This window comes from Gracilimonas sp. (assembly GCF_035704785.1).
In the GTDB taxonomy this organism is placed as follows: Bacteria; Bacteroidota; Rhodothermia; order Balneolales; family Balneolaceae; genus Gracilimonas.
In genome coordinates, this window is record NZ_DASSWP010000127.1 from 1 (window position 1) to 17,894 (window position 17,894).

Sequence of the window (17,894 nt, forward strand, 5' to 3'; positions counted from 1 at the left end):
CGATTTTGAATCAAAGATCGTGGTGAAATATGATGCTCCGGGGTTACTCAGGAAAGAGTTGAGTTCCCCCAAGTGGAAACCCCAAGTAATTGCTATGAGTGGGGTGACCGATATCTATCAACCCATAGAAAAGAAATTAAAGCTTACCCGTGGTTGCCTTGAAGTACTTGCGGAATTTCGAAATCCTGTAGGACTCATAACCAAGAATCATCTTATAACCCGGGATATCGACCTGCTTTGTGAACTGAACGATTTTCAATGCGTAAGTGTGACTGTTTCGGTTACAACCCTTGATAACGACTTAACAGCCGTAATGGAACCCAGAACATCAAGACCGAATAGAAGATTGGAAGCCATTCGTAAATTATCTGATGCCGGGATTCCGGTTGGAGTCAATGTAGCCCCGATCATACCCGGACTTACGGATCACGAGGTTGTTAAGATCCTGGAAAAAGCATCTTTGGCAGGTGCTTCTTTTGCAGGTTACACGATAGTGCGTCTGCCCTATAAAGTTAAAGACATATTTATTGATTGGCTGGAACAGCATTACCCTGAACGTAAGAAGAAAGTATTACGGAAGATCCTGGATATTAGAGATGGAAAATTGAATAATTCGGAATGGGGCACAAGGATGAAAGGGGAAGGAAACTTTGCAAAGCAGATCTCAGATCTTTTTAAAGTCCATACTAAAAGATTGGGTTTGAACGAAACTAAAAGACATTTGACGACAGACCATTTTATCCGCATTAAAGGGGCACAACTAAATCTTTTTTAAAGGTTTATACTTTTTTACACAAAGAAAGAAACTATTTACGTTGGCTTTCGTCTTTATGTATGTAGCTTTTTAGGCCCGATATCTGTAAGAGAATAAATAGAAAGTAGCTTTTCACTCTTAACCTCGAAAATGGATATCGGGTTTTTTTATGCCTTTCCTTTTTCTGAATTCATTCAATCTTCAAAATAGGGTGGTATTTCTAATTTGACATTTGACCATCCACAAATTACAATACAAGTGCCAATCTAAAATACATAGTTGAGGAGGATACGTTATGAATGAAGAATCATTTCTCGAAGCCGCAGAGACCGGCGATCTGGAAACCATCGTGGGATTAGCTAATGATGGGATCGACGTTAACACCAAAGACAATCATGACCGAACTGCATTGTTAAAAGCAGCCAAGCATGGACATAAGGATATTGTTGAGTTTTTGGTACAACATGGGGCTGAAGTAGATATTCGTGATAATAGAGGGACATCGGCTTTATACTGGGCATCTTGCAATGGCCATCATTCCATAGTTCAGTATCTGATTGAACATAGTGGAGATGTTGATGTTTATGACGACAGAGGATGGTCAGCTAAAGATCAAGCTATAACCCATCATCACAATAATGTAGTTGAATTATTAAATGCTGCAGGGGCACACTAATAGTTAGTAACTAAAAATATTATTCATAAAAAAAAGCAGTGATAGAAACTATCACTGCTTTTTTGTTTTCCATGACTTGGTTAACTATCGATAGGAATAGTTCGTTGTTCTATCTCCTGAATTAAATTAGGTAATTCACCTTCAAATATTGGAGCAATTCGTTCAAATTGTTCTTCAATTCGGTTTTCAAGGTCAACATAGACCTCATATTGCTGCTGGGTTGGGCGTCCGTCTCCGGTAGCCACGGTATTTGCAAGAGAAGCTAATTTGTTGTTCAGCTTTATAGGGAAGTTCAACACATCCTGATAAGACTCGGCTTTGGTTTGTACTAACTCACCCTCTACTTCTTCAAGAACTTTTAGCATGGCGTCGGCACGTTTCTGGATCTCAGTATTATCGGAATAATCGGATTTCACCTCATTGATCTGCGAACGCACTTCCCTGATTCGGTTGATCATTTTGTGGGTGGTATCAAGTTTAGCAACGATGGTTTGATGAAGATCAAACTGAGCCTGGAAATCTTGCTGTGTAGTTTCAATACGAGGGTCTTTAGTTAACTCAAAACTTTGAGTTCCAACTACTTCGTCATCTACGAGAAGTTGAACCTGATAGGTTCCGGGTATAGCTCTGGGACCATTAGTATTTCCGGACCATAAGATCTGGATACCATCCAGGTTTGTTGCCCCAGGATAGCGCATATTCCATTCAAAGATATTGTTTCCTTGTTTAGTTGAAACCACATCTGATGGAACATTGTGGGATTCTTCATAGAATTCATCAGATTCTTCCACGGGGTCACCTTCTAATGTTTCTTTGCTGGAAAAAGTTCTGATAACTGATCCATCAGGTTCGAGAAACCGAAGTTTAACTTCACTATCAGGAACATTATTAAGGTTATAATAAACCACCACGCCGTCTTTAGGATTTTCTCCTAAGGTTTCCCCGGGTGAAGGTTCACTGTGTCGTCCAAATAAATAGGTTGTTTCGGGCTTGAACAAATAATACTCTGAATTTCTCACTTCGTCACTAAGCTGGTGTAACACTGAAAGATCATCCAGGATCCAGAAAGAACGCCCTTGAGTCGCTATAATCAAATCTTTATCTCTTTTGTGGATGGTTAGATCTGTAATAGGCACAGCAGGTAAATTCAATTGAAGAGGCTGCCATTTGTCACCGTCATTAAATGAGACATAGACTCCGGTTTCGGTTCCGGCATATAGCAAACCTTTTTTGTTAGGATCTTCGCGAATCACCCGTGTAAAATCTCCTTCAGGAATCCCATTGGTGATCTCGGTCCAGCTGCGACCATAATTAGTGGTCTTGTACAACATAGGAGAGAAGTCATCGAACTTATATCTGGTAGCGGCCAAGTAAGCGGTACCCGCATCGTGTGGAGAAGGATCTATGATACTTGCCATGGCTTCCGGCATTCCCTCGGGTGTTACTTCGGTCCATGTTTCCCCATTATCCCGGCTTACATGAATGAGGCCATCATCAGCTCCGGTCCATAATACTCCGGGCTGAACGGTAGATTCTGCAAAGGTAAAGACTGTATTATAGTATTCAACACTTGTATCATCTTTGGTGATTGGGCCGCCGGATTCGCCTTGTTTCGACTTATCATTGCGAGTCAGATCACCACTAATGGTTTCCCAGCTCATTCCTTCATCATCCGATCGGTGTACGTACTGTGATGTAGCATACAGAATATCAGAATCATGAGGAGAGATGTAGATAGGAAAGGTCCATTGAAATCGATATTTCAGATCCTCAGCTCCGGCTCCCATTGGATTATCAGGCCAAACATCGATACGATCACTTTGGTTGGTGAAGTCATTAAACTTGTTGAAGTAACCACCATAACTTCCTCCATAAGTAACATTTGGATTATCCGGATCGGGTGCTATATATCCGCTTTCACCACCTGCAACAGGGGCCCAGTCTCTTTCAGTAATTCCACTGCCGGCAGTACGACTCAAAATTCCAACGGTACTATTATCCTGCTGGGCACCGTATATTCTGTATGGGAATTGATTGTCAGTGATCACCTGATAAAACTGTGCCGTAGCGGATGTGTAATAAGATGACCAGCTTTCACCACCGTTGTAACTCACCTGTCCACCGCCATCATCGGCAATAACCATGCGGTTACCATCTGTAGGAGAGATCCAAAGATCGTGATGATCGCCGTGAGGTGTTCCGATGCGTTCAAAGCTGTTTCCTCCATCGGTAGATTTATGGAATCCAACATTCAATACATAAACTTCATCTTCGTGGTTGGTTCCTGCTACAACGTGTGTGTAATACCATGCACGCTGACGAAGATTGCGGTCAGCTGTAGTTCGATTCCAGGTTTCACCTCCATCATCAGAACGGAAAAGTCCACCGTTCTCATTTTCGATGATTGTCCAGATTCGTTCTGAATTCAATGGTGAGATTGCAACACCTATCTTTCCCGAAATTCCTTTAGGAAGTCCTGGGCGCTGGGATATATTCTCCCAGTTTTCACCGCCATCTGTACTTTTGTAAAGACCGCTGCCTTCGCCGCCACTCGACATTTCCCATGCGTTACGATAAGCTTCCCATAAAGAGGCATATAAAATTCGGGGGTTATTTGGATCTATCTCAACATCAACGGCACCCGTTTTTTCATTGTGATAGAGTACACGTTTCCAATTTTCGCCACCATCAGTGGTTTTAAAAACACCGCGTTCTGAATTACCTTCGTTTCCAAAAGCATGACCTAATACGGCTACCCAAACAACATCTTCATTGTCCGGATGTACGACGATCTCACCAATGAAATGAGAATCTCCCAAACCGATATGTTCCCAGGTTTTACCGCCATCCACAGAACGGTACATTCCGTCTCCGGCCGACATGTTTCCGCGAATACAAGTCTCGCCCATTCCTGCATAGATCACATTTGCATTGGATGGAGCAACAGAAATTGCACCAACCGAACCGGTTTTAAAATATCCGTCTGACACATTATACCAGTTAATTCCACCATCAGTGGTTTTGTAAACTCCACCCCCGGTAAATCCCGTATAATAGGTATGAGGCTGATCGGCATGTCCTGAAACGGCTACAGAACGTCCGCCACGGAATGGCCCAATATTCCTGTATTCTAATTCCTGAAATAATGTTTGTTCGTAGTCAGGGTTACTAATGTCCTCGCCGTGTCCAAAAACCTGAGCATTAGCTGAGTTTGATGAACTAAAACTGAAGAGGATGACAAAGATGAGAACTGCATAAGAAAAGAATGCTGTTTTACGGTAGCTGAGTTTCATAGAGAATTCGTTTTAGTGAGAGTTATAATCCACAGAACGGCTTTATGAATATCAAAACTTATGGGACTCAGCGCAAAGAACTAAGCCTGAATTATTTGTGCTTGATCCATAATTGCATGGACAACAGTCGTTAGGTCAAAAAGCCGTGCTCTAATATAATTGATATCTGATAAAATGCTGAGTAAGATTTTAGGAGGGGTTAACCAAAGATCACTTCCCGTAAATAATAAAAATAGTAGGGCGTTTATTGAGGTTCGGAAGTTTAGCTGATTTCCAATCAGAGATATATTGAGAAGTGATCTCTTCGGTGGGAAGTGTTATATCTGTTGCCGTGCAAAGGTGAGTAGCTTCAGAACAAGTTGAGAGTATATCCTTCAAAATTTCGTTATTACGATAGGGAGCTTCCATAAAAATCTGTGTGCGGTCATGCCGGCGAGATTCCCCTTCTAACTGAGTGATCATAGACCTTCGCTTGTTTTGATCCATAGGTAAGTATCCATGAAAGGCGAAATTTTGTCCATTGAATCCTGATGCCATCAAAGCCAAAAGAATAGAAGAGGGTCCAACTAATGGAACTACCCGGATCCCACTTTGATGGGCCATTTTCACCAGTTTTGCACCGGGATCAGCTACGGCCGGAGCTCCGGCTTCTGAAAGAACACCCGCATTTCTTCCTTGTTTAACAGGTTTAAGAAAGGAGTGGATCTCCTGATCGGGAGTGTTCTTATTGAGATGATAAAATTCTATTTCATACTCAGGAACAGTATTGCCAACCCACTGAAGAAATGAAGAAGCACTGCGAATATTTTCAACCATCAAAACATCAAGCTCCCTTAGGATACTTAGCGTGTATTCCGGTATGGTGTTATTTTCAGGTGTATTACCAAGAGTAGTTGGTATGAGGTATAAAGTACCAGCCATTAATAAACCATTTCAATTTCAAATTTCTCGTCATTTTCATCAGCCACTTTTCGGCGGATGTATCGGTTTACAAAAAAGCCGGCTATCACAGTAACAACCAATCCAATGAAAGCCACACCCATATTAACAAGAGAGGTACTTTTCTGTATTTGATAAGTTGGATAGAGTACGATCTCCTGGAATGAATCCGGTTGGTAGCGAATGGGAATATTGGAGCTTTCCATCAGTTCCTGTGCCATTTGTATGGATAGCGACATTCTTCGTTCTATCACATCGCCATTTGCCTCAAACCGGAGATCAACGTATCCATTACTTTGAGCTGCAATTTGCTTGATATCGAAATCGGTAACTTCAGCAAGATAGGTTTCTCCATTTTCGTAGGTATCAATGGCTCCTTTGTAAACCATTCCTTGTTGGAACACCAAAAAGAGAAGATAAGCAGGCACAACCCAATAGAGATTTAAAAGCCGGTATTTATTCATTGTTCTTGGCAATTTCTTTGATGGTAGTTTCATACAAAGCCGGATCCCATATCAGTCGCTGTTGGTAATCTTCTTGCATGTGGTTGGCCGACATATGCACCCAAAACCCAACCGGAAGCTGATCGAAAAATACAGCCTGTACAGAAGTATGTCCGTCATAAATAGAAGTACCGAAATCGATACCGCCTAAAAGTCCCATCCGGTTGTCATAGATAGCACCATAATCTGAAAAGCTCCGGGCAATTGGTTCTGATCCCATGGGCCACCTCAATTTTTGTTTTATTTGCTGAGAGATCTCTTTCGATAATATTTCATCAGAGAGTAAAAGGGCCATCATGTCTGCCAATTCTCTGGTCGTAGCCTGCGGAAAATAGGCAAGTGCATCTCGTTCTTGCATAAAGCTCAGGGAAAGCCGGTCATCTTCAAATTGTGCTTTTACTTCCATGTTGAAGATTGAATCGTCTTTTAGGTTTCGGGCAGACTCGATAGCCTGTTCCGCAAATTCGCTGTAACTCACAGAATCCAAACCGGCGGTGTCATTAAGACTTGGGTTGATCCTCATGTACATCCCTGAAAAAGGAAGGGGGAGTGAAGTTTCAGGCATATTAAGTGTGTCCATCAAGGCACGGATATTTTGTTCACCAAGTTTAAACCACAAATAGTCAGCAACAACTAGGTCACTGTTTTGCAGCATCGCTTTTACTATATCATCAAGTGTGGCACTTCTGCCCTCGAATTTCTCTACCAATTTTTGATGATTATTTTCGCTGATCTCCGGCAGGGCAAACTTTTTGATCTCTTCAAGAGTCACTATTTCGGCAGGATCAATTATCCCTTCCGCAACCTGACGTTCATATTCCATCAATAAGAAAATATTTGAGGTAGCACCCAAAGCTCTGGGAATATTTTCCTGATAAAAGATCCCGGAATCAGGATCATTCACATTATAGGAAGTGATGGAAACCCACTCAGGATGTTCACCTACAAATTGGGCAAGCCCTTCTAGTGAATAGGTGTTTTCGATGTATTGACTGCCTTCCGCCATTCCGGCTTTATTTTCAAAAAGGGTTTTAAAACCGGAATAATTGAGGCCTATAACCATCGCAAAAACAGCAGCCGCAACGAACAGAAAGATGAATAAAAATTTTAGAGCTCTCTTCAAGAAATGAGATTTTAAACAGGATTATAATTTCAGCCTAAAGATACAAAGAAGAAAAGAGCTTATCCTGAGTTTGTAACAGATAATTGTTATTCGTGAATTCGGAATTAACCTTATCCACGAGTAACAATTAGCTATGATCAGAAACCGGACACAATGCGCATCATCTCAGCGCTGATCCACGCTCCGTAGGTCCCGAGTGCATAACCAAGAACAGCGAGCAGAACACCTACAGGTGCTAAAGCCGGATGAAATGCTGATGCTACAATGGGGGCAGACGCTGCACCGCCTACGTTGGCTTGACTTCCAACCGCCACAAAAAAGAACGGTGCCTTAATGAATTTTCCAACGATCAATAAAATGATAACGTGAATCAGGATCCATACCGCACCGATAACGAAATAGCCGGGAGCATCCAACATAGAAGCAATGTTCATTTTCATTCCTATGGTCATGACCAAAATGTAGAGGAAAAGACTCCCGATCTTGGAAGCTCCGGCACCTTCGAGGTTACGTGCTTTTGTAAAGGATAATATAAGACCGCCTGTAGTGGCTACTACAATGATCCAGAAAAAGGAGGAATTCAAACTAAGGCGGGATAAATTTGGAGCATTTTCAGTGATCCATGGAGCAATGGAGTCTCCGGCAAGATGTCCAAGGGCGACCAGACTAAATGCCACCGCTATGATCTTAGTAAAATCAACCAGGGTTGGAACTTTTGCAATTTCAGCCTGATAGTCTGCGATCTTGTGTTTTAGTTCTTCAATGGCAGAGGAGTCTGCTTTAAACCACCTGTCTACTTTATCCGAAATTCCGGCTCCATATAAAAGGAAGGCCATCCAGATGTTAGCTACTATAATATCTACCGTAACCATGGCTCCAAACAGATCGGCACTCGGTTCATAGATCTCCAGCATGGCGGTTTGGTTTGCACCGCCACCGATCCAGCTTCCGGCAACCGTTGCAAGTCCGCGCCAAACTTCATCAGGTCCGGTTCCGCCAATGATCTCCGGATTTATAGTGCCTACTATTAAAATGGCAATGGGGCCACCCAGCATAATGCTGAAAGTACCGGCAAGAAACATGATCACCGCTTTAGGACCAAGATTGAGAATACCTTTAAAATCAATACTGAGGGTTAACAAAACCAAACTCGCAGGCAGCAGATAACGGGAAGCTACATAATATAGATTGGAATCCGCTTCGGATATGATCCCGAAAGTTGTTAAGAGCGAGGGCAGGAAATAGCAAAGCAACAAAGAAGGAATGAACTTATAAAATTTCTGCCATTTGGGATTATCACTATGCGAGGTGATAAAGATTCCGGCTAAAATTGCCATCAACAGTCCAAAGGTAACCGCATCGCTGGTGATCAGTGCTGAGTCCATGAAGTAGATTATTTTCAGATTATAAATTTGTGTGAGAATACAAAATTCTGAGGAATGTGACAGTTTTGATTTTGTGCCCAGAAATCAGAAGCGTGATTACTACCTGGCATAGTGTGGATCACTTATTAAAGTATATGAAAATCATTCTGATAAACTATTTAAATAAGGTATTGGGTCGATTTGTCTTTATTTTTGATGCTACTCATTTTATCAAATCAACTATTTAATAAAGAATGATCGTATCTAAATTCGGAGGCACCAGCGTAGGCACGTTTGAAGCCATGCAGCGCAGTGCCAACATAGTGGCGGCTGATGAAAACCGCCGACTTATTGTGATAAGTGCAACTTCAGGTACTACCAATGATCTTGTAGCTCTTTCTGCCGCTAATATTGATTCCACCATGCGGGAAGAACTGCTCGGAAATATTGAAAAAAGGCATCTTGAAATTATTGAACAGTGCAAGGAGGAAGAGAAACTCCGGGAAGGATTTTATACCCAATTCTCAGAACTTCGTGAACACCTGGATTTTGTAGGTCGCGATAAGCGCTGGAAAGACCGGCTGTATTCTTTTGGGGAATTGATGTCCACAAAGATATTTGTGGAAGTGCTGAAAGAGAACGGTGTTAATGCCGAATGGCTTGATGCGCGTGAGGTTATGAAAACCGATTCCACCTTTGGAAATGCCGAGCCGATCTGGGAATCCATACAGAAGAAGGCTAAAAAATATATTCAACAGGGAAAGACCTATTTGACTCAGGGATTTATCGGTTCTGATGTTTTTGGAAATACGACTACACTGGGGCGGGGAGGGAGTGATTTTTCGGCATCCTTATTTGCTGAAGCAGTTGGTGCTGATACCCTTGAGATCTGGACGGATGTTGCCGGAGTTTACACGACCGACCCAAGAATTGTTCCGGGTGCATTCCCAATACATGAGATCTCTTTTGATGAAGCTGCCGAGCTTTCTGTTTTTGGAGGAAAGGTTCTTCATCCCGCAACATTAAAACCGGCCATTCGTGGGGGAGTAAATGTTCGGGTGGCATCAAGTTCTGATCCGGATAATCCGGGCACTTTTATCGTGAAAGAAGCAGATAAAAAACCCCCGATCCGGGCCATTTCTTTAAGAAGAGATCAGACTTTGCTTACTGTTAATAGCCTGGAAATGCTTCACCAACATGGATTTTTGGCGCATTTGTTCAAAGTATTGGCAGAGCATAAGATCTCAGTTGACTTGGTAAGTACAAGTGAGGTAAGTGTGGCTTTGACACTGGATACTGCTGTTAATGCGGCCAATAAAGTTGAACTGACAGATAGAGTGCTGGAAGAACTGGGTCGCTTTGCAGAAGTGGTGGTTGAGGAAGGTCTTGCGCTTATAGCCCTGATCGGAAATAATATGCAGAAGACATCCGGACTTGGCGGACCATTATTTACTGCTTTGGAGAAATACAACGTGCGGCTTATTTGTCACGGTGCAAGTCCCAATAACTTATGCTTTTTGATAGATCATGATCAGGCCGAAGATGTTGTACGTACGCTTCACGAGAAATTTATAAAGGAATAGAACAAAGAGAATATGAAAATTGCAGTTATAGGAACAGGAAAAACCGGTGGGAAAGTAGTCGAATTGCTTGGTGATGAGCTTTCAGAAGCTTTTGATGCAAGCAACAAACCTACCGCAGAAAAACTGAAACAGGCAGATGCCGTAATAATTTTTGTACCCGGCGATGCAGTCTCGGGTGTTATTGATGATGTGATTGAATCAGGAATCCCTGCAGCTTGGGGAAGTACAGGTTACGATTGGCCGGATGATCTTGAAGAAAGAATTAAAGCTAAAAATGCCAAATGGGTGCTGGCTTCCAACTTTAGTTTGGGGATGAACGTCATCCGAAAAAGCATTGAAGCTATTTCAGCAGGATCAACTATTCTGAAGGATCCGGAATTTCACATTCACGAAGTACATCATATTCACAAAAAAGATGCTCCAAGTGGAACAGCTCTTTCATGGAAAGAATGGCTGGATAAAGAAGCTGAAGTAACTTCAGCCCGCGAAGGTGATGTGAAAGGAATTCACGAATTGACTATGAAAACCGGAACAGAAGAGATCACCTTGAGACACAAAGCCCTGGACCGGGCTTTATTTGCCGAAGGCGCAATTTGGGCTGCCAAACAGTTGGTCAACAATTCGAAGATGGAAGCAGGAATTCGTACCTTTGGACAGTTATTTGATCAAGTAATAGAGGAACAAAAATAATGGAACAATTTCCACTTTGGACAGCAATAGTAACCCCAATGAATACGGACGGAAGCGTTGATTACAAAAGTTTTGAGATGCTACTTAGAAAACAAGAAGAAGCCGGAAATGGCGTGTTGGTGTTGGGAAGTACCGGTGAGGGACTGAATTTAAATGAAGAAGAAAAACGAGAAGTAGTTGAGTTCACCAATGGCTTGGATTTGGTCGTGCCAATGATGGTTGGTGTTGGAGGATTTGACCTTCCGGCTCAAGCCGATTTCATCCATTTTTGTAATGAGATCAAACCGGATGCCTTGCTTTTAGTGACTCCGTTATATGCCAAACCCGGTGCCGAGGGTCAGTTTGAATGGTTCAGTGAGCTGATGGGTGAGACTGAAATTCCATGTATGCTATACAATGTACCATCCAGAACGGGGGTTAAAATGCATCCTTCCATTCCTGCGCGATTAAGCAAGGAATTTGATCACCTGATGGGAGTGAAGGAAGCCAGCGGAAGTGTGGAAGAATTCAAGGCATTCAGAAGAGAAGCTCCGGATGTGAAATTCTACAGTGGTGATGATGGATTAACTCCTGCATTTGCCAAAGAGGGCGCGGTCGGATTGGTTTCCGTAGCCTCAAATGTATGGCCAAAAGCAACTCACAGATATACGGAAATGTGTATAGAAGGAAATACAGATAATCTGTTTCCCCTTTGGAAAAATGCAACGGATGCTTTGTTCAAGGCTCCCAATCCGGTTCCTGCCAAAGTGTTGTTGAACCGAAAAGGATGGATTACAAATGATACCGTCCGGTTGCCACTATCATTGGGAGATATTTCCGAAGAAGTAGAGCAGGAGCTTCTCAAAGCGGATAAAGAGATCAGCAGCTGGCTGGAAAAACAGTAATGATACTATAAAGTCATTCTGAGCAAAAGCGAAGAACCTTCACAAATTTGATATGTGCAGATCCTTCGTCCCGATAAACCGGGATCAGGATGACTCAAGAAATGAATTCAATAATCAAAAACACAGAATGAATTACGAAGAAGTTTTAGATCAATTAGAAGAAGGAACCTTACGTGCCGCGAATAAGACGGAAAACGGCTGGGAAGCAAATGTTGAAGTGAAGGAAGCGATCCTTGCTTCCTTCAAAGATGGCGAAAATACATCTTATGAGGGCATATATGAGGGGTTTGTAGATAAGCACAATCTCCCGCCTCGATTTTTTGCACCCGAAGACGGAGTGCGATTAGTGCCTGGCGGTTCTTCTGTTCGAAGAGGAGCTTTTGTTTCTGAAGGAGTGATCATCATGCCTCCGGCTTACATCAATGTTGGAGCTTATGTGGACGAAGGTTCTATGGTTGATAGTCACGCATTGGTTGGGTCATGTGCCCAAATTGGAAAAAATGTACACTTGTCTGCCGGTGTTCAGATCGGTGGGGTATTAGAGCCTGTTGGAATGAATCCGGTGATCATTGAAGATGATTGCTTTATCGGTGCCGGCGCGGTGATTGTAGAGGGAATTTTAGTGAAGAAAGGAGCGGTAATAGCTCCCGGTGTTACGCTTTCCAAAGCTGTTCCAGTGTATGACATTGTGAATGAAAAAATGCTGGATCGCGGTGCTGACATTCCTGAAAATGCGGTTGTAATTCCCGGAACCCGTCCCGTAAATAACGACTGGGCCAAAGAAAAAGGCCTCAGCATGGCGTGCCCTATTATTGTGAAGTACAGAGATGAAGGAAGCAACGCCTCTCTTGAATTAGAAAATGCGCTTAGATAGTGTTACTGCGCGAAGGTGTTACCGTGTTAAGGTTGTTTCCTTATAAAACGGTAACACCTTAACACTTTCACACCGTAACACTTTGAATTATACTGCCAGCGCCTTATTAGCTACGGCAAGTCCCTTCACAAAGGCTTGAATAACGGCTTCCAACGTATCAGGGGAGGCTCCTTTTGAGGTAAATTTATGTCCTTCTTTTTCGAGAGTGAGGGTAACAACCACCAATGAATCTGTATCAGGACTTAAAATCTCCACTTCGTGATTGATAACCTCGAGCGGTAGAAATCCATCGGTTTCTGCTTTTATGGCCGTGAGGATGGCATCGATCGGGCCAACACCCTGATCCAATGAAATAACCTCATCTTTGTCCTCGATCTTCAGTTTTACAGCAGCACTAACCAATCCGTGCTTTCGCATAGTGATCTTATAATCTACCACCTCAACAGGATATTTCAGGTCGGTATCTTCATTATAAACCAGCGAGCGCAGAACCTTTATCTCTTCTTCTTTTAAAGTTTTTCCTTTACGATTGATGTTGTGAACATATTCATCGTAAAGCTTGGTGTGTCCCTCATCCATATTCACATTTTCAAAACCGGTATTACGGGTCTGTCCCCAGCTGTTTTTTTGCATATCAATAAAACCGGATTCGATATACTGTTGAATTCGTTCGGTGTTTGGGGGAAGTACAGGGGATGAGAGAGAATATTTGGCTACAATATGCGAACTCTTGAGTCCGGTTCCCGTGAGTACAAAAAGGCACTTTTTATCTTTAAAAGTATCCAGGTTATTTTTGAATGTAGCCAATGGAATAGCACAGGCCGGCTCCGTGAAATATCCTTCTTCTACCGTCATTTCCTTCATGGAATCCAGGAGTTCATTTTCGGTAGCCGTGAAAGCAAGCCCATCGGTTTCTTCAATACCACGAAATACTTTGTAGAAATCCAGAGGATCAGCAACTGCCACAGCATCAGCCATCGTGTTCACCTGATCCTTTACGATCTTGTCTTTCTTGAAAATTCCTTCTACAACCGGTGAACTTTGTTCGGGTTGAACCGCTACAAATTTCGGGATCTTATCGATCTGTCCGGCTGCTTTTAGTTCCTTATATCCTTTATATATCGCAGCGAAATTAGTTCCGGCCCCAATGGGCACAAAAATGTAGTCAAAGTCTGTCATTCCCTGATCATGCAGTTCATACGAGAATGATTTTTGCCCTTCCTGTCTGAAAACATAATCACCGGCCAAATAGTAATTACCTGACTTGGCAAATTCACGACAGAGCTTTTCACAAATCATGAAATCGCCTTTGATCTTAATTATGTTGGCATCGTATATCGTGGCCTGAGCAAGCTTCACTTCCGGGGTTTTTTCCGGTACGAACACAAAACATGGGATCTTGAAGTAGCAGGCATAAGCAGCCACAGATGCGGCCATATTACCTGTTGAGGCCAGGCAAATGGCATCGGCGCCAAGCTCTAAGGCTTTCTGAACTTCAATATAGCTTCCGCGATCTTTAAAGCAACCGGTAGGGTGTTCAAATTCAAGCTTACCGTATAAATCAGCTCCGTACTTTTCTGAGAGCCGGTTGAGTCTCTTCAAAGCTGTATAATTATTTTTGAGCGGATCAGGTAGAATTTCTTTGAGCGGATATTGAATATTCTTTGCAGACTCCTTGTACTCTATTTCTAACACACCTCCGCAATAGGTACAGTACGTACTCGTCTCTCTTTCGTTATTTTCCCGGCCGCACATGATGCAGCTCATTGTATATCCGGAATTTGTTGCTTTCATTAGGAAATAAGTTGGTATTCGCTCAGATTTTATGAACCTGAAGGTATCAAAAAATTAAGAAAAAAGCGCTTTTTCAGCTTATCTGATTACAATGGAAGAAGAATGATCTCCTCGAAATCGAGATCTAATTCAGAAAGAACAGGAGAGGCAATTTCTTCAATTTCATCCTCAGTGTAATCATTAAGTCCTTCCAGTTTCACATACAGGATCTCATTTTGTTCATCAATGAAAAACTGAGCATCATCAGATTCAAAGATATCCTTCAGCGTATTGATCAGAAATTCCACATCTTCGATAAATGCTTTAATTTCGTCTTCGGTAGGTTCGCTCATTTTGTGTAGGTTCTTACTTAAATGTTAAGCCTGAAACTATGAATAAATACATAGCAAAACTCCGGGAAATTTCTGAAAAACCGGAACGACTAATTATTGGTCTGATGTCCGGAACTTCACTTGACGGACTTGATATTGCTCTCTGTAAAATATCGGGTACAGGCCGGTCTTCTAGTATCGAAGTAATTAGGTTCACGACCATTGAGTATGATTCGGAATCGAGGGGTAAATTAGCAGCCATACAATCTAAAGATAAGATCGATACCCGGTCACTCACCTATCTTCATTCAGAATTAGGGGATTTTTATGGAGATTGGATATTGAGTGTTTTAGGTGAGTGGGGAATCAAAACTGAAGATATTGACCTGATCGCCAGCCACGGACAGACCGTTTATCACGCCCCCGCCGAAACCGAAAACAACCTGAACGCGACTTTTCAAATGGTGGATGGAGATCATATTGGTCAAAAGACAGGCATCATCACCATATCAGATTTTCGACAAAAACATACGGCGGTTGGGGGAGAAGGTGCTCCACTGGCAGGAATATTTGATGAAGTCCTGTTTCGATCGGAATCCCAAAGCCGAATGCTGTTGAATTTGGGAGGTATTGCAAATTTCACCTGGCTGCCGACGATTGAAAGTGGAGAAAAGGTCATTACAAGTGATACCGGTCCGGCCAACACACTCATCAACGAAGCCATGCAAAAGTATTTTCAGCAACCTTATGATGAAGATGGTAAAGTCGCAGCCAAAGGAATGGTCCACTCGGAATTGGTCCGATATGTCCTGCTTGAGCCCTATTTCCGTAAACCCTTTCCAAAAACAACAGGACAGGAAGATTTCCGACTGACATACATTGAAGAGTTAATGGAGGGGCATCAAATTGAGTTATTGCCGGAAGATGTGGTGGCATCTCTGATGGCCATAACTTCCCAAAGTATTAGCAGAGCGGTAGATGAAGTTGCCGGAGATCAGAAATTTGTATGCTTTGTAAGCGGCGGAGGAATCCATAACAAAACCCTGATGGATGATCTGCGAAAAAGAATACCTCAAGCTGATTTTCGATCCTTTGAAGAATTAGGTATTCCGGCTGATGCCAAAGAAGCCGCCATGATGGCCTTTTTCGGTAACGAATTAGTGGCAGGAGAGGGATTCTCGATTCCGGGAGTAACGGAAGAGAAAGTGCATTTGGGGAAGATAAGTTTGCCTGGGTAGGAAATTCAAGATTCAAGTTTGGAAAATGAATCGTTAATTATTTTTAATAACAACTGAGCCGGGTTTCAGATCTGTATTTAAAATTTCCTTTAGTTTAGGAATCAGCTCAAGAATATGCTTATAGGTTAGTCGAGGCACATTTAAAACCGAAACAGGAATGGGATAGGTTTTAAAGTTTTGTTGACTTTGGAGGTTCTTATCGGCTGTAATTAATGCGTCAAAATTATTCTCAAACATCAACTTAAGTAACTCACCATTTTCTTTTCCCTGCCAGTCTTGATCCTGAACTGTAAACACATCAAAATCAGAAAGTTCCTTTTTTAAGGGATTTGGAATATTTTCATCAAGAAGTAGCTTCATATTTTGATTTGAAATCTTTGGAAGAAACTACTTTCCCGGCCACTTCTAAAACGGCTACGGCTTGTTCTTTTTTTACTGTGGGATAATCTTTAAGAAAAGTATCAATAGAGGCACCTTCTTCAAGGTAGTCAAATAAGGTTTCTACCGGGACACGAGTTCCCTTAAAAACAGGGGTGCCACCTAAAATTTTCGGATTTATTTGAATTGCATCCATGGGATTCACTCTAATTTGTCTAAAATAATAGTACAAAAATGATGGATGAAATTCACTAGCCATTCATTTTAGTTTGAATGATTAATACAATATCAGTGCCATTTATGCTCAATTAAGGTGTTTGCTCCAGAGCCAAAACAAGTACCTCAACCACCCGTTCAATTTGTTCTATAGTGATGACAAGGGGAGGTAAGAATCTCACAACCGTTCCATGGGCGGCATTTCCAAGCACCTTATGCTCAAACATTTTATCGACAACGGGTCGGGCGGGGCGATCCAGTTCAACGCCGATCATGAGTCCAAGTCCGCGGATGTCTTTTACAGATGGATTTTTGGATAATTTTTCTTTCAGCAGGTTCATCATAAAAGCCCCTTTTTCTTGGGCTTGTTCCACAAGGTGTTCTTCCTCGATGGCATCCAGCGCGGCGTTGGCTACATGTGTGGCAAAGGGATTACCTCCAAAGGTGGTACCGTGATCTCCGAAACCAAAAGCCGAGGCCACTTCTTCTTTTGCCATGATGGCACCAATGGGAACTCCTCCGGCCAGTGCTTTGGCTGAAGCCACGATATCAGGCATTACATCAAAGTGTTGATAGGCATAAAATTTCCCGGATCTTCCCACACCACACTGCACTTCATCAATGATCATCAGGATGTTTAAATCATCGCAAAGCTGCCTGGTTTTCTTTATGAATTCTGCATCGATCACATTCACCCCGCCGGAGCCCTGAATGGTCTCAAAGGCAATAGCGATCGTGTCTTCATTTGCTGCGGCTTTAAGTGCTTCAAAATCGTTAAAAGGTAGTTGCTCAAATCCTTCCGGCATGGGATCGAAACCTTCGGTGTAACTTGGCATTCCCATTGCGATGGTAGCCAGCGAACGCCCATGAAAACCTTCATTCAGCGTAATGAAATTTCCGGACTTCCCATGTTTTTTACCCCATTTGCGAGCCAGTTTTACACAAGCTTCCATCGCCTCCACGCCGCTGTTGCAAAAGAACACCCGATCCAATCCTGATACTTTAGCCAGTTTCTCAGCAAGCAAACTCTGTGGTTCATTATAAAAGAAATTAGAGGCATGCAGCAGCTTCTCCGACTGCTCCTTGATGGCCACAACAATTTTTGGATGACAATGGCCAAGATTATTCACCGCCAACCCGCCAAAGGCATCTAGGTACTCGTTGCCTTCGGTATCCCAAACCAGTGCACCTTTGCCATGTGAAAGTGTTACCGGCAGGCGATTATACACCTGGAAGTGATATTGTTTTTCAAGCTGCTGTGCTTTGTCCATGTG

The 17,894-nt window shown here is 42.5% G+C and carries 17 protein-coding genes; 7 read left to right on the top strand and 10 right to left on the bottom strand.

Features of this window, described 5'->3' with window-relative positions; all coding sequences use genetic code 11:
- Together VFM80_RS07575 and VFM80_RS07580 are read left to right on the top strand one after the other, a co-directional pair.
- Positions 1-775, top strand: a 775-nt coding sequence (locus tag VFM80_RS07575) for a radical SAM protein (RefSeq protein ID WP_395071124.1), incomplete at its 5' end; no start/stop codon positions are given.
- 274 nt (positions 776-1,049) lie between these two features.
- Positions 1,050-1,430, top strand: coding sequence for an ankyrin repeat domain-containing protein (locus VFM80_RS07580; RefSeq protein ID WP_395071126.1), 381 nt, complete (start codon positions 1,050-1,052; stop codon positions 1,428-1,430).
- Between the two features lie 80 nt (positions 1,431-1,510).
- On the opposite strand, the gene VFM80_RS07585 is transcribed toward VFM80_RS07580, so the two are convergent.
- From VFM80_RS07585 to VFM80_RS07605, 5 genes are all read right to left on the bottom strand, one after another.
- Positions 1,511-4,723, bottom strand: coding sequence for a WD40/YVTN/BNR-like repeat-containing protein (locus VFM80_RS07585; RefSeq protein WP_395071128.1), 3,213 nt, complete (start codon positions 4,721-4,723; stop codon positions 1,511-1,513).
- Positions 4,724-4,933: 210 nt separating this feature from the next.
- On the bottom strand, positions 4,934-5,644 hold the full coding sequence (locus tag VFM80_RS07590; RefSeq protein WP_395071130.1) for an SAM-dependent methyltransferase: 711 nt from the start codon (positions 5,642-5,644) through the stop codon (positions 4,934-4,936).
- Positions 5,644-6,126 carry a hypothetical protein gene (locus tag VFM80_RS07595; RefSeq protein WP_395071132.1) on the bottom strand — a complete coding sequence of 161 codons (483 nt, stop codon included), beginning with the start codon at positions 6,124-6,126 and terminating at the stop codon, positions 5,644-5,646. Before VFM80_RS07595 ends, VFM80_RS07590 begins: the two co-directional genes overlap by 1 nt.
- A complete protein-coding gene (locus tag VFM80_RS07600) occupies positions 6,119-7,288 on the bottom strand; it encodes a serine hydrolase (protein ID WP_395071134.1) in 1,170 nt (389 codons plus the stop codon). Before VFM80_RS07600 ends, VFM80_RS07595 begins: the two co-directional genes overlap by 8 nt.
- A 137-nt stretch (positions 7,289-7,425) precedes the next feature.
- Positions 7,426-8,673, bottom strand: coding sequence for a DUF819 domain-containing protein (locus VFM80_RS07605; RefSeq protein ID WP_395071135.1), 1,248 nt, complete (start codon positions 8,671-8,673; stop codon positions 7,426-7,428).
- 233 nt (positions 8,674-8,906) lie between these two features.
- On the opposite strand from VFM80_RS07605, the gene lysC reads away from it, so the two are divergent.
- Genes lysC through VFM80_RS07625 form a run of 4 tightly spaced genes read left to right on the top strand, consistent with a single transcriptional unit; the run spans position 8,907 to position 12,683 of the window.
- Positions 8,907-10,235 carry a lysine-sensitive aspartokinase 3 gene (gene lysC, locus VFM80_RS07610; protein ID WP_395071137.1) on the top strand — a complete coding sequence of 443 codons (1,329 nt, stop codon included), beginning with the start codon at positions 8,907-8,909 and terminating at the stop codon, positions 10,233-10,235.
- 12 nt (positions 10,236-10,247) lie between these two features.
- Complete coding sequence (locus tag VFM80_RS07615) at positions 10,248-10,925, top strand: dihydrodipicolinate reductase C-terminal domain-containing protein (RefSeq protein ID WP_395071139.1); 678 nt, start codon at positions 10,248-10,250, stop codon at positions 10,923-10,925.
- Positions 10,925-11,809: a 4-hydroxy-tetrahydrodipicolinate synthase gene (gene dapA, locus VFM80_RS07620; protein WP_395071141.1), complete on the top strand. Its 885-nt coding sequence runs from the start codon at positions 10,925-10,927 to the stop codon at positions 11,807-11,809. The genes VFM80_RS07615 and dapA overlap by 1 nt, the downstream gene beginning before the upstream one ends.
- Before the next feature lie 52 nt (positions 11,810-11,861).
- The gene (locus VFM80_RS07625; RefSeq protein WP_395071143.1) at positions 11,862-12,683 is read left to right on the top strand and encodes a 2,3,4,5-tetrahydropyridine-2,6-dicarboxylate N-succinyltransferase; all 822 of its coding nucleotides are present in this window, start codon (positions 11,862-11,864) and stop codon (positions 12,681-12,683) included.
- Between the two features lie 87 nt (positions 12,684-12,770).
- Here VFM80_RS07625 and VFM80_RS07630 read toward each other — a convergent pair whose 3' ends face one another.
- Both VFM80_RS07630 and VFM80_RS07635 read right to left on the bottom strand, forming a co-directional pair.
- Entirely contained in the window at positions 12,771-14,477 is a 1,707-nt protein-coding gene (locus VFM80_RS07630; RefSeq protein WP_395071145.1) for a pyridoxal-phosphate dependent enzyme, read from the bottom strand.
- Positions 14,478-14,563: 86 nt separating this feature from the next.
- Positions 14,564-14,809: a hypothetical protein gene (locus tag VFM80_RS07635; RefSeq protein ID WP_395071147.1), complete on the bottom strand. Its 246-nt coding sequence runs from the start codon at positions 14,807-14,809 to the stop codon at positions 14,564-14,566.
- Between the two features lie 38 nt (positions 14,810-14,847).
- Between VFM80_RS07635 and VFM80_RS07640 the strand changes: the two genes are divergently transcribed.
- On the top strand, positions 14,848-16,026 hold the full coding sequence (locus tag VFM80_RS07640) for an anhydro-N-acetylmuramic acid kinase (protein WP_395071149.1): 1,179 nt from the start codon (positions 14,848-14,850) through the stop codon (positions 16,024-16,026).
- Positions 16,027-16,059: 33 nt separating this feature from the next.
- Here the strand turns inward: VFM80_RS07640 and VFM80_RS07645 are convergent, their stop codons facing one another.
- From VFM80_RS07645 to VFM80_RS07655, 3 genes are all read right to left on the bottom strand, one after another.
- Positions 16,060-16,386, bottom strand: a complete 327-nt coding sequence (locus tag VFM80_RS07645) for a DUF5615 family PIN-like protein (protein WP_395071150.1) — start codon at positions 16,384-16,386, stop codon at positions 16,060-16,062.
- The gene (locus VFM80_RS07650; protein WP_395071152.1) at positions 16,370-16,600 is read right to left on the bottom strand and encodes a DUF433 domain-containing protein; all 231 of its coding nucleotides are present in this window, start codon (positions 16,598-16,600) and stop codon (positions 16,370-16,372) included. The genes VFM80_RS07645 and VFM80_RS07650 overlap by 17 nt, the downstream gene beginning before the upstream one ends.
- A gap of 112 nt (positions 16,601-16,712) precedes the next feature.
- Positions 16,713-17,891, bottom strand: a complete 1,179-nt coding sequence (locus tag VFM80_RS07655; protein ID WP_395071154.1) for an aspartate aminotransferase family protein — start codon at positions 17,889-17,891, stop codon at positions 16,713-16,715.
- Positions 17,892-17,894: the final 3 nt, after the last annotated feature.

Bases quoted from the DNA above. Each gene is read 5' to 3' on its own strand.
- VFM80_RS07605 (WP_395071135.1), bottom strand. From the start codon at position 8,673: ATGGACTCAGCACTGATCACCAGCGATGCGGTTACCTTTGGACTGTTG.
- VFM80_RS07590 (WP_395071130.1), bottom strand. From the start codon at position 5,644: ATGGCTGGTACTTTATACCTCATACCAACTACTCTTGGTAATACACCT.
- VFM80_RS07650 (WP_395071152.1), bottom strand. From the start codon at position 16,600: ATGGATGCAATTCAAATAAATCCGAAAATTTTAGGTGGCACCCCTGTT.
- VFM80_RS07640 (WP_395071149.1), top strand. From the start codon at position 14,848: ATGAATAAATACATAGCAAAACTCCGGGAAATTTCTGAAAAACCGGAA.
- VFM80_RS07645 (WP_395071150.1), bottom strand. From the start codon at position 16,386: ATGAAGCTACTTCTTGATGAAAATATTCCAAATCCCTTAAAAAAGGAA.
- VFM80_RS07635 (WP_395071147.1), bottom strand. From the start codon at position 14,809: ATGAGCGAACCTACCGAAGACGAAATTAAAGCATTTATCGAAGATGTG.
- VFM80_RS07585 (WP_395071128.1), bottom strand. From the start codon at position 4,723: ATGAAACTCAGCTACCGTAAAACAGCATTCTTTTCTTATGCAGTTCTC.
- VFM80_RS07625 (WP_395071143.1), top strand. From the start codon at position 11,862: ATGTGCAGATCCTTCGTCCCGATAAACCGGGATCAGGATGACTCAAGA.
- VFM80_RS07595 (WP_395071132.1), bottom strand. From the start codon at position 6,126: ATGAATAAATACCGGCTTTTAAATCTCTATTGGGTTGTGCCTGCTTAT.
- lysC (WP_395071137.1), top strand. From the start codon at position 8,907: ATGATCGTATCTAAATTCGGAGGCACCAGCGTAGGCACGTTTGAAGCC.
- VFM80_RS07630 (WP_395071145.1), bottom strand. From the start codon at position 14,477: ATGAAAGCAACAAATTCCGGATATACAATGAGCTGCATCATGTGCGGC.
- VFM80_RS07655 (WP_395071154.1), bottom strand. From the start codon at position 17,891: ATGGACAAAGCACAGCAGCTTGAAAAACAATATCACTTCCAGGTGTAT.
- VFM80_RS07580 (WP_395071126.1), top strand. From the start codon at position 1,050: ATGAATGAAGAATCATTTCTCGAAGCCGCAGAGACCGGCGATCTGGAA.
- VFM80_RS07615 (WP_395071139.1), top strand. From the start codon at position 10,248: ATGAAAATTGCAGTTATAGGAACAGGAAAAACCGGTGGGAAAGTAGTC.
- dapA (WP_395071141.1), top strand. From the start codon at position 10,925: ATGGAACAATTTCCACTTTGGACAGCAATAGTAACCCCAATGAATACG.